General features: G+C 36.0%; 15 protein-coding genes. 9 read left to right on the top strand and 6 right to left on the bottom strand.

The features are described 5' to 3' along the window. Positions 1-9: 9 nt before the first annotated feature. The gene (locus OEZ61_RS08210) at positions 10-102 is read left to right on the top strand and encodes an IS3 family transposase (protein WP_080719905.1); all 93 of its coding nucleotides are present in this window, start codon (positions 10-12) and stop codon (positions 100-102) included. A gap of 50 nt (positions 103-152) precedes the next feature. Here the strand turns inward: OEZ61_RS08210 and OEZ61_RS05900 are convergent, their stop codons facing one another. Next, positions 153-1235 (bottom strand): hypothetical protein, encoded by a 1083-nt coding sequence (locus tag OEZ61_RS05900; RefSeq protein WP_290047145.1) that lies wholly within the window; start codon positions 1233-1235, stop codon positions 153-155. A gap of 474 nt (positions 1236-1709) precedes the next feature. Then, positions 1710-2663: a biotin--[acetyl-CoA-carboxylase] ligase gene (locus tag OEZ61_RS05895; protein ID WP_057197335.1), complete on the bottom strand. Its 954-nt coding sequence runs from the start codon at positions 2661-2663 to the stop codon at positions 1710-1712. Positions 2664-2808: 145 nt separating this feature from the next. Here OEZ61_RS05895 and OEZ61_RS05890 point away from each other — a divergent pair, with 145 nt between their 5' ends. The 7 genes from OEZ61_RS05890 (at position 2809) to OEZ61_RS05860 (ending at position 7768) form a co-directional block, all read left to right on the top strand. Next, positions 2809-3531: an ABC transporter ATP-binding protein gene (locus OEZ61_RS05890; protein ID WP_290047144.1), complete on the top strand. Its 723-nt coding sequence runs from the start codon at positions 2809-2811 to the stop codon at positions 3529-3531. Next, positions 3531-4610: an ABC transporter permease gene (locus tag OEZ61_RS05885; RefSeq protein WP_290047143.1), complete on the top strand. Its 1080-nt coding sequence runs from the start codon at positions 3531-3533 to the stop codon at positions 4608-4610. Before OEZ61_RS05890 ends, OEZ61_RS05885 begins: the two co-directional genes overlap by 1 nt. A gap of 3 nt (positions 4611-4613) precedes the next feature. Next, positions 4614-5255 (top strand): TetR/AcrR family transcriptional regulator, encoded by a 642-nt coding sequence (locus tag OEZ61_RS05880; protein WP_290047142.1) that lies wholly within the window; start codon positions 4614-4616, stop codon positions 5253-5255. A gap of 127 nt (positions 5256-5382) precedes the next feature. Further along, entirely contained in the window at positions 5383-5979 is a 597-nt protein-coding gene (locus OEZ61_RS05875) for a helix-turn-helix transcriptional regulator (RefSeq protein ID WP_290047141.1), read from the top strand. A 101-nt stretch (positions 5980-6080) separates the two neighbouring features. Further along, the gene (locus tag OEZ61_RS05870; protein ID WP_057197326.1) at positions 6081-6461 is read left to right on the top strand and encodes a MerR family transcriptional regulator; all 381 of its coding nucleotides are present in this window, start codon (positions 6081-6083) and stop codon (positions 6459-6461) included. A 2-nt stretch (positions 6462-6463) separates the two neighbouring features. Continuing rightward, positions 6464-7327 (top strand): aldo/keto reductase, encoded by an 864-nt coding sequence (locus OEZ61_RS05865; RefSeq protein WP_140967872.1) that lies wholly within the window; start codon positions 6464-6466, stop codon positions 7325-7327. 177 nt (positions 7328-7504) lie between these two features. Then, positions 7505-7768 (top strand): hypothetical protein, encoded by a 264-nt coding sequence (locus OEZ61_RS05860; RefSeq protein WP_041152599.1) that lies wholly within the window; start codon positions 7505-7507, stop codon positions 7766-7768. A gap of 28 nt (positions 7769-7796) precedes the next feature. On the opposite strand, the gene OEZ61_RS05855 is transcribed toward OEZ61_RS05860, so the two are convergent. Next, on the bottom strand, positions 7797-8633 hold the full coding sequence (locus tag OEZ61_RS05855; RefSeq protein ID WP_041152600.1) for an SPFH domain-containing protein: 837 nt from the start codon (positions 8631-8633) through the stop codon (positions 7797-7799). Between the two features lie 10 nt (positions 8634-8643). Beyond that, positions 8644-8844, bottom strand: a complete 201-nt coding sequence (locus OEZ61_RS05850) for a hypothetical protein (protein WP_263500342.1) — start codon at positions 8842-8844, stop codon at positions 8644-8646. A gap of 192 nt (positions 8845-9036) precedes the next feature. Here OEZ61_RS05850 and OEZ61_RS05845 point away from each other — a divergent pair, with 192 nt between their 5' ends. After that, positions 9037-9648, top strand: a complete 612-nt coding sequence (locus OEZ61_RS05845) for a helix-turn-helix transcriptional regulator (RefSeq protein WP_080695582.1) — start codon at positions 9037-9039, stop codon at positions 9646-9648. 41 nt (positions 9649-9689) lie between these two features. On the opposite strand, the gene OEZ61_RS05840 is transcribed toward OEZ61_RS05845, so the two are convergent. Beyond that, on the bottom strand, positions 9690-10121 hold the full coding sequence (locus OEZ61_RS05840) for a YjdF family protein (RefSeq protein WP_034535126.1): 432 nt from the start codon (positions 10119-10121) through the stop codon (positions 9690-9692). 113 nt (positions 10122-10234) lie between these two features. Further along, positions 10235-11587, bottom strand: a complete 1353-nt coding sequence (locus OEZ61_RS05835) for an APC family permease (protein ID WP_034535123.1) — start codon at positions 11585-11587, stop codon at positions 10235-10237. Between the last annotated feature and the right edge of the window lie 141 nt (positions 11588-11728).

Raw genomic sequence — 11728 nt, 5'->3', positions numbered from 1 at the left:
AAGGAATATATATCTTATTACAACAATTATCGTATAAAACAAAAACTGGGAGGAATGTCACCGGTTGAATACCGGATCAATTCCTCCCAGAAAATAGCATAACCATCTTCCAATTTTAGGGGTTCAGCTCAGATGATCCTTTTTGATTATGACTATTCTTTGTGAGCAGCCTTTTTGTGTGAAGATTTCTTTTCAGCCTTCTTGTGTGAAGCCTTCTTAGTTGCTTTCTTTGAGTGCTTCTTTGAGTGCTTCTTTGAGTGCTTCTTTGAAGCTTTCTTTTCTGATTCTTTCTTTGAATGCTTCTTTGCATGTTTCTTAGCAGCAGCCTTCTTATGTGAAGTCTTCTTTACATGCTTCTTAGTTGCTTTCTTTGAGTGCTTCTTGGTAGCTTTCTTAGCAGCTTTCTTTTCTGCGGCCTTCTTAGCAGCAGCTTTCTTTGCAGCCTTTTTAGCTTCTTTCTTAGTAGTCTTCTTTACAACTTTCTTTGAAGCCTTCTTTGATGATTTCTTAGCTACATGTTTTTTAGCAGCTTTCTTTGTTTCTGGTTTAGCTTCTGATTTTTTAGTTTCAGTAGTTGTAGCAGTCTTGGTTGCTTCTGGTTTAGATTCTGACTTAGTTACTTCTGTTGAAGTAGTCTTAGTTGCTTCTGGTTTGGCTTCTGACTTAGTTACTTCTGTTGAAGTAGTCTTAGTTGCTTCTGGTTTGGCTTCTGACTTAGTTACTTCTGTTGAAGTAGTCTTAGTTGCTTCTGGTTTGGCTTCTGACTTAGTTGCTTCTGTTGAAGCTGTGGTTGTGTCTTTCTTAGTGTCTGTTGTTGTAGTGGTTGCATCCTTCTTTGCATCAGTTGATGTTGTGGTTGCGTCCTTCTTTGCATCAGTTGATGTTGTGGTTGCGTCCTTCTTTGCATCAGTTGATGTTGTGGCTGCATCCTTCTTTGTGTCAGTTGATGTAGCAGTCTTATCATCTGATTTTGCTGCAGTTGTGTCTGATGATTTAGCATCTGAACTCTTGCTTGAATCTGATTCAGATTTTGAACTATTCTTGTTTGTATCAGTTGAATTTGATTCAGTTGTACCTTTTGATGTACCTTCTGAATTATCCTTGTTTGTATCTGATGAAGGTTGTGCTGATGCTGGTGTTGATTGAGTAGCAGCAAATGCACTTACACCAGTTGAGAAAAATAGAGTTGCGGCAGGTACTAGAGCTAGTACGGCCTTTTTAAAGTTCTTTTTCATAATAAAATCCCCCTTGAAATCCTTATTCAGGATTCATTTTTAATTTAAAAATTTCGGTAATGACGTTGTCATCATCGTGAAACAGTAAATCTAAAAACTGTATAGATGCATCATATATGTACTATACAATCAGGTGATCATTTCGGTTAAAATGAAAAATTCTAATCAAAAAATCATCTTTATTGATACAAAAAAACTAAGAATACGGTTTCCCGTATTTCAGTAAAAACAACAGACAAGACACATATTGCAAACCAGACTAGATTATAAGTTTATAATCTACGTTTAATATATCACTAATCTTTAAAAATAGATGAATAAAATAGTGCCATATATTAGACACTTTGTATATATAATCTTAATAAACATTGATAATATCACGTTTGAAAGTCTTAAATTTTTTTAAAGATAATTATATATATTTCAACAATGTGTTGAATTGGTGAAAAAAAAACACCTTGTACAAGGTGTCTTTTAAAAATTCACTTTTACGACTTCACCATTATTAATTGTCGTTGATTTTCCATCGACATCTAATAACAAGTGACCTTCTTTGTCGATTCCGGTGACAGTTCCATCGATTGTCTCTTTGGTAGTATCGACGCTGACCTGTTTACCATTTAAGAACGACATCTTTTGGTAGTCTTCGATGAAGTTAGCTTCCAAGTAATGTGGGAACTCTTCATCAAAGCCATTCACGATATCGGCGACTAACTTATTCTTATCAATTTGTTTATCGCTGATCCATCCGACCTTATCCTTCATTTCTTCAGGAATTTCTTTGGCAGATAAACTAATTCCAACCCCGACAACGATTGCGGAAGGTTGCATTAATTCAGCATCCATCACTAATTCGGTTAGGATTCCGACAACTTTCTTGTTGTTTACATAGATATCGTTGATCCATTTAACCAAGAAGTCCTCTTCTGGATAGCTCTTCTTCAATGCCTTAGCAACCACCACGGCGGTCATAGTAGTTAGCAGACCCGGGTTTAAATGTTTAGCGTCGTGGAATGGCACTACCATACTCATGTAGATTCCACTCTTGGCAGGAGAATAAAAACTTCTCCCCCTTCTACCGTGTCCCTGCGTTTGCTTTTCAGCAATCACCAAACGATGTTTACCATCCGGGTTTTGATCATTGATTTGTTTGGCAAATGAATTGGTAGATGTAATTTCCTTCTTGAAGATGATTTCATAATCGTTGTCTAAGTCAGATTTGATTAGTTGTGGATTTAGTTCGTCGTTTCCTATGTACTTATAGCCTTGATTAGTCTTGCTGTCAATTTGGTGACCTTGTTCTTTAAGCTGATTAATCAGTTTCCAAATCATGGTACGACTAATGTTCATTTCATTTGCTAATTGATTACCTGACACCCATTCATCTTTGTGTGCGATAAACAATTGCAATAATTGGTCTTTTTTCATCGTGAACTTCCTTTCATTACTATGTAAATCATATCATAATAAAAAAATTTTCAAAAAAGTATTTGCTTTTTTAAATTACCTGATATAGAATAATCTCCGTTAAGTAAGTTAGTACTCACTCACCTAATTATTAGGAGGCATTATTATGACAGAAAAAATCATCTCAATTAACAATTTAAAGAAAAAATACGGCCAACAAGTCGTTTTAAACGACGTATCATTTGAAGTCGATTACGGGCAAATCGTTGGTCTAATTGGACCTTCTGGAGCCGGAAAATCTACCATTATCAAGTTAACCCTAGGAATGGAAAAGGCCGACAGCGGTAACTCCGAAGTGTTCGGCATTCACATGCCTAACCGTAAAATTCTAAACAAGATGGGCTACATGGCTCAATCAGATTCACTATACAGTTCCCTATCAGCAAGAGAAAATTTAATTTTCTTTGCCAAGATGCGTGAAGTTAAGAAGGAAGATTTAGCAAGTGAAATTGACCGCGTATCTCAAGTCGTTGACTTAAAAGATCAATTAGATAAAAAGGTCGATAACTTCTCTGGTGGTATGAAACGAAGATTATCATTAGCAATCGCTTTGTTAGGTAATCCCCAACTACTAATTCTAGACGAACCAACCGTTGGAATTGACCCTGCCCTTAGAAAAAACATCTGGTTTGAACTTGGTAAGCTAAGGGACAAAGGTTGCTCTATTCTGGTAACTACCCACGTTATGGATGAAGCAGAACTAACTGATCGTGTTGCTTTGCTAATTGATGGAAACATCATCGCAGACGACACACCAAGTAACCTAAAACAACAATATGATGTAGATAGCATTGAAAATGTATTTATGAAAGCCGAAGGTGATATGTAATGAAGACACTATCAATCTCAAGTCGTATATTAAAAGAAATTTTCCGTGATAAGAAAACACTAGCAATGATTTTTATCGTACCTATCATTGTGATGGCATTGATGTCATACGTTTTTAAGTCATACAACAATACGGACATCAACATCGGTACTGTGAATGTCTCTCAACAAGTTGAAACTAACCTTACTAAGGTTAAGAACGTCAATATTAAAGAATACAAGTCAGAAAAAGATGCCGAAAACGCATTGCACGATGACCACATCGATTCCTTTATCGTATACAAAAATAATGACTACAAGATGGTTCACGCTAACATTGATGCTTCAAAGACTAGCATGACAAAAGCTGCATTATCATCTGCATTGACTCAATCAAGCATCAAGAACATGTCTTCTGCACTATCCAAGGTTTCACCAGTAAAACAAGCTCAACCTAAGATTCACCTATCCAACGAATACAAGTACGGTAGCAGCAAGACTAACTTCTTCGATAAGATGATGCCTACTCTAATGGCATTCTTTGTCTTCTTCTTCGTGTTCCTAACTTCTGGAATGGCCCTTCTAAAAGAAAGAACTTCTGGTACATTGGACCGCCTACTAGCTACCCCAGTTAAGAAATCTGAAATCATCTTTGGATACTCACTAAGCTACGGTTTAATGGCGGTATTTCAAACTGTGCTAATCGTATTATTTACCATCAAGGTATTAAACATCGAAGTTGTTGGATCCATTTGGCTAATTCTATTAACCACATTCCTACTATCACTAGTCGCAATTGCAGCTGGTCTACTTCTATCAACTTTCGTTAAATCAGAATTCCAACTAATGCAATTCATCCCACTAGTGGTAATTCCACAAATCTTCTTCTCAGGACTAATTCCACTAGATTATCTTGATACTTGGGCAAAGGCATTATCATTTATCTTCCCAATCAAGTACGCATCAGAAGCAATTAGCAATGTCATGATGAGAGGCTTTACATTCACCGGGATTGGTATAGACTTGGTAGTAATCATATTATTCATTGTCGTTTTGACTTCCGTAAACATTATCGGATTAAAACGTTACAGAAAGGTATAATCAATGGAACAATCTAATTACACCAGTTTTAATGATTGGCTTGAAAATAGCAAGATGCCAAACGGTAAACGTAAGGTATTAAAGTCCGCTATAAAGCTATTCTCACAGAATGGATATCAATCAACTTCGACTTCATCTATCGCCAAAGATTGCGATTTAAGTGAAGCCACTGTATTCAAACACTTTAAAAACAAAAAAGAATTACTAGACACCATCATCACCCCGATTATTAACACCCTGGCACCTAGTTTCAGTCAACAATTTGTTGAATCAGTGAGTCACCACACCTTCACAATTGATGAAATGATTGAATACATTATTACCGATCGTTTCCACTTCATTGAAGAAAACCATCAAATGATTAGTATCATGGTCAGTCAATTATTGATTGATGATGAGTTAAAGAATCAACTTGAAGAAATCATGTTACCAAAACTATCCTTCATCATCGACAAGGCTAACGAGTTAATGAAACAAGATGACAGTGTTGCCGACGATGTTTCTGCTGAAGAATTATTCAGAACCATTAGCGGACAATTGTTGGTATCAACAGTGCTTGAATTCAAGTTTCCATCAGACAACTGGGATACTGAAAAACAAATTCAATCGATGATTAAAGTCTGCAAAAAAGTAATTCATAAATAGAAAAAAGGCATCCTGAATGGATGCTTTTTTGTTGCTATATCAACGTTGCAAAGAAACTTAGCTAACTATTTTGAATAAACTTTTATATAATACTGGTAATGAATCAAACGAAAGGAAACGATAAAAAATGAAATTTGGTGATCGTTTAAAACAACAACGCAAAATTAAAAACTTAACTCAAGACGATGTAGCAGCGAAACTCAATGTTTCTCGTCAGACCATCTCAAGTTGGGAAAATGAAAAAAGCTATCCTGACATTAAGAGTCTAACTGCTCTAAGTGATATGTACGATATTTCATTAGACACGATGCTAAAGGAAGACAGCGGGATGAAGGAATTCATCGAAAAAAATGATTTACGCAAAAATTTGGTTGGTCTACGCTGTACCACTTATTCTTTCGACATTATTATAATTTTGTTGAATCTTATTAGCTTTCACCACCATGTTTTTACAGACAACTATCAGATTATTTTATCGATACTAACCTTGTCATTCCTTTGGATTATGAATTCGTTTAATAATTTCACTGAAAAGATGGGATTTAAAAAATTCAATATCTTCCAAGAAATCTTTCATGTAAATAAAACTGGTGAAATAATTTTTGCTATTATCTTGATTGCGATGTATACCTTATCCTTAGTTATCAATAATTTAATTCCAGGAATTTTAATTTCAGTTTTGCTTGAAATTGTTATCATCATCTATTATTTCCGTAACAAATAAAAAGTTATCACAAAAAAAGTGATAACTTTTTTTGTTTTTTCTTGCATTGGAGTTAACTCCAAGGTTTATACTTTTCAATAATCAAGTCTGGAGGTAATCATATGAACATTAATGAAGTCAGCAAGAAACTAGGTATATCAAAGGATACCCTTCGTTACTGGGAGAAAATTGGCCTACTTCCTCCCGTCAAAAGAAATGCGAGTGGCTATCGTGATTACTCAGAGCGAGACGCCAACTGGGTATATTACATCAAGGCATTGCGCAATGCTGGTATGTCGATTGAAAGATTGCTGGAATTCGTTCATCTCTATCTAAAAGACATTGATGATTTAGATCGTCGTAAGGAGCTATTAATCGAACAACGCAAGGAATTATTAGCTGAGATTGCCAAACGACAAGAGACTGTCGATTATCTAACCTTTAAAATCGACCATTTCGAAGAACACGTAATGAATCAAAAAGACGAAAACAAAGGAGAATAAGTATGAACAAAAGAACTTTAGCAAACAACGTTACTATCCCTACCCTCGGTTTTGGTGTTTTCCAAGTACCTAATCAAGGTGCTGCCAAACAAGCTGTCGTTGACGCCATCAAAACCGGTTACCGTTTAATCGACACCGCCGCTAGTTACGGAAATGAACGCGAAGTCGGTGAAGGAATCAAAGCAGTGATTGAAGAAGGTATCGTCAAACGCGAAGACCTATTCATCACTTCAAAACTATGGGTGCATGATGTGACTGCCACAAAGGCACCTAGGGCAATCCAAGATTCACTTGACCGCCTTCAACTAGACTACCTAGACTTATTGTTAATCCACCAACCATACAACGATGTATTTGGTGCATGGAAAGCAATGGAAGAAGCCTATGAAAAAGGATTAGTTAAGTCAATTGGTGTTTCCAACTTTGACAATGCCCAAATTACTAACCTAGCCGAATTCAATGACATCAAACCAATGGTGGCTCAAATCGAAGTGAACCCATTCTGCCAAAACATTGAAAAAGTTCAATATATGCAAAACTACGGTGTTCAAATTGAAGCATGGGCTCCTTTCGCCGAAGGTCAACATGACCTATTCAAGAATGAATTACTTCAATCAATCGGTGACAAGTACAACATGTCTGTCGCTCAAATTGTGCTTAGATGGTTGTACCAAAGAGATATCATCCCTTTGGCCAAGTCAGTTAAGCCAGAAAGAATGCAACAAAACATAGATGTCTTAGACTTCGAACTATCAGACGAAGATATGGAACAAATCAAGACACTAGATACCAATCAAAGCCAATTCTTTGATCACCATGATCCAAAGATGATTAAGTGGATGGCTGAACGTACAATCGAATACTAAAAGAAAGACCTGACATACGTCAGGTCTTTTTTATTGTTCATTGTCAATTGTAGAATTCTAACCGATTCATCCGCAAAAAATCAGATAATCTTAAATACTTCGGCAAATTGAGTTCTTTTTAAATTTGATATATCATGTCTAGGTAATGTTTTAACTAAGAACGGATGTGAAAACGAAATGGGATTCATTATTTTTCTACTAGTCCTTGCTGCACTTTACCTACTAGAGGTGTACGTACTAACCGATACTAAGTACTTTTGGGTTGGTGGAATTCTACCGCTACTAATTGATATCTTAACCATCTTCTTAATGGTTGCTTCAAAGAGTTATTCCTTCCATGACTTCGCAATGGTATTCCTTGTTTTCTTTGGAACCCTATGTATCTGGGGATACGGTGACGATCGACACAAGAAGAAAAACGGTATTAAAAATGATAAATAAAAGACCTGACGTTTGCCAGGTCCTTTTTTTATTCTTTATTTTCTTTCTTTTCGTTGTTTTGCTTTAGTAGTTTTGCAAAAGTAGTCATTTGACCGTATGAGTCTGCACCATCATTTGGTACAACCACCATGTTGGTGTCTGAATTAGCTAGATTACTGAATGCTTCGATGCTTTGAGCATTGAAGTACTTATCATCTGCACCTTGCAAAGCTTCTTGAATCTTGTCGATTCTGTACTTTTCAGCATCAGCCTTGGTCTTGGTAGCTTGAGCGTTGGCTTCAGCAGTCGCAACTAACGCTTCGTTTTGTGCCTTAGTACGTAGTTCAACAGACTTGGCATCCCCTTCAGCACGTGAAATTTCAGCTTGGCGTTCACGGTCAGCAGTAAGTTGAGTGTTCATTGCTTCTTGAATGGCCTTACTTGGAGTTAATTCATCGATGTTAATACGATCAACGTTAATTCCATAGATATCGGTTAAATCACCAATTGCATCGGCTAGTTCTTTATTGATTTCCTTAGTAGAACCCAATACTTCGTTTAAATCCATACGACCGATGATATCTCTTAAATGACCACGAACTAATTGGACCATGGACATTACTGAATCGGTATTTTCGTATTGATACTTAACAGGTTCGGTTACGTGATAGTTCAAACTGACACTACCTAATACTTCGGCGTTATCTTTAGTAATCAATGAATACTTTGGTAGTAACTTAGGTTGCATTGCAAGACTAACGGTTCTAACGCGTTGGATCAATGGAATGTAGAAGTGCAAACCAGAACTTAAAGTGTGGCTGTACTTTCCTAATGTTTCAACTAATCCTTCGTTATTTTGACGAATGACTTTAACTCCAAATGGCATAACAAATACCTCACTTAATTTTTTGTAAATGAAGAGTATTACCTGTGTTATTCAAGACCGAGTATTTCGCTTGTTCATCATAGGTAGAATTGTCGGATAAATCATAGCGATACCAAATACCACCAACTTGAACCAATGATTTGTCAGTCGAGAAATCGTCACTTGTAACGACCCTACCTAAAAACATTCGATGTTCTAAATTGTCAGTCATGAAAAACACCTCCCCCTTTATTCACGTCCCATTATCCCATTGTTGTATTTAATAGTCGATACATTTTGTATAAAATTATTTTCCATTTTTAAAACGTTGATATATCAACATGTCCAAGAAACTTGGCTACCAAAAATAGTATTTTTTATATAAAATAAAGTCATTATCTTAAGAGAAAAGAGACGATACATAATGCAATTTGGTGAACGTATCAAAGAACAACGTAAAATCAAAAATATGACTCAAGAAGATGTCGCAAAACACCTACATGTTTCTCGCAAAACCATCTCCAGTTGGGAAAATGAAAACAGCTATCCAGATATCAAGAGCCTAGTGAAAATTAGTGATCTCTATCAAATTTCACTAGACACCCTTTTAAACGAGGATTCAGGACTAAAAGAATATCTACAAAAGGACAAAGTACAAGATAACTTTGTAGAATTAAAATACGTAATTAATGCACTGTTTTATTTAGCAGTATTACTGGTCGCAATCCTTAAAAACTATTCGTCATTGTTCTTCCTTTTAGGTGTTTTCCTTCTTCGTTTAGCTTGTGATCATTTTATGAAGGAATCTAAATTATTAAACATAGACTATGATTTACCATTTCGTAATTGGAACAGAAGTTTACCGGTTAAGATATTTTTTATATCCTGTTTTGTCTTCATATTCGGTTTTGCAGGATGGGGAATCTATGCAGACTTCAATAATCTAAACACCAACTTACCTTTAATTGCGATGGGAATCTCCCTACAGGTTATGAATTTAATCTTGTATATCATAGATAAATTCCATCTCAGATAAAAAAGACGCCACATAAGAGACGTCTTTTTGATTGAATATAATTAATGACCTTTATGTTTTTCCATCTTTTTATGTTGCTTCATCTTGAAGTTCATTAATTTCTTTTCTCTGTTATATTCACTTTTTTTCTTTTTACTTGTCTTCTTTTCTAATTGGCTTTGTTCTTTTAAAGCTTGTTGAGCCTTAGTACCAATTCCTTTAGAGACTTCTTTTCTACTAATTCTTTGTAGTCTCTTAGGATTGATTCTTTTTTCGGAAATATCGACTTCATAAGCAGTTTTTTGATAAAACTTAAATCTTGACCACTTCTTATTTATAAGATTGTTTATCGAATATGCAGATGGTTCAGAAGTGCCTAAAGTTACCTTAGCCACTTCATAATTATCCTCAAAAGTATTTTCGATAATCAATCGATAAAAAGGAGGATCAAATACAACAACTGCCTTACCTTTAACGAAATTATCGATATTCATCCCCTCCTTTTTATGAAAAAATAATTATGGTTAAATAATAAAATAATTAATAAATATTATCAAGATATAATTTATTTAAACAAAAAGACGCCACATATGTGACGTCTTTTTGCTTAGTCTTGTTTTCTTCTCTTCTTAATTGCGTACACTACCAATCCGATAATAATCCATAGAATGACTGCGTATGGATATAGGTTTCCAGGGAAATCAGGGATTGGATATAGATTAGTCCACATTGGGTAAACTAACACTAAAATTCCAAGAACTGGAATCAAAATATGTTTGATAAATGAACGCTTGATGGTATCTCTGTGTTTGTGGAAGTATAGAATTGTTCCGACACAGGCCAAGGCATATACGGTCAACATGCTTAATACACCAAGTGTCGATGAGTTTGCATAGATTACTTCAGGACCATAAGGAACACCGAAGATTAGGTATGCTACTGCCATGATTACAGTTAGTAACCAGATGGCACGAGTTGGACTGTTTAGTTTTTCGTTAAATTCACCGAAGTATTTTGGTAGGTACTTCTTAACACCCATTGCATAGATCATGTATGCACCGGCATTCATGATACCAAGAACTGAACCAAAACTACTGATTAGGATGGCAAAATCCATGATAAGTGCCATTGGGCGACCCATGTACATCAATGAAAGGTCATTCAATGGTGATGAAGAATGTGCGAAGTCTGAGACGTGGTTGATACCAAATCCGATAACTTGCATGTAACTTGCGATAACAAAGAAAATTCCAGCAAAAATAATTGTAACAATAATAGATAATGGCACTGAACGTTTTGGATTCTTTGTTCTAACAGCTACAGTGGTAACACCTTCGAAACCACAGAATGATAGGATGGCAAATACCATTCCTTGACCAATTCCAGATACACTACTGTGAATTGGGACGAATGGTTGGGCACTGATTCCATCACGACCACCCTTAGCAAAGATGATGATGGTCAATACGACTAGGATTGCAATCGCTAAGAATTCAATCGCAATTGCTGATTTACTGGTAAGTTTCAAACCAAAAGTAAGAACTAATGCAGCACCTAGTAAAATCACAACTGCAATGATTGTGTTGTTAAAGTTAAATCCTAACTGAGCGAAGAATACATGGGCAAAGTTAGTATTGGCAGCCATACATGAGACGGCCAAGTTGACGTAGGCAAATGTCAAAGTCCACCCACTGACTAATCCTAGTCGTTCACCTAAAGCTTGTTGGTTGTAAGCGTAGACTGAACCAACATCTGAAATATGTTTTGATAATTCGGCGAAACTAATTCCAACAAATAATAATCCAATCGCACCAAGTAAGAATGCAATCGGTACGTTAATTCCAGCGAATGGAACTGCTGGCACGGCGTTAAACGCGATTGAACCAGTTGGGGCAACAGCGGCAACGGCTAACGCGAACGTCTCAAATTTAGTAATCTTTTTTGACTCATCTAAATCCATTATTCATTTCACTTCCTAAGTATTATGATGTGATGTATATTCTCTCCTCCAAACAAAAAAGCCGCTGATCCCATCACTATAGGTCAGCAGCTCTTCTCAGATTAATCGTATGTATCACGACGCGATTAAATAACCAGAGGA

This window comes from Apilactobacillus sp. EABW-1NA, assembly GCF_030398685.1.
GTDB classification, from domain to species: Bacteria; Bacillota; Bacilli; order Lactobacillales; family Lactobacillaceae; genus Apilactobacillus; species Apilactobacillus waqarii.
The sequence above is the reverse complement of the archived record's forward strand: the minus strand, read 5'-3'. Positions and strand labels throughout refer to the sequence as shown.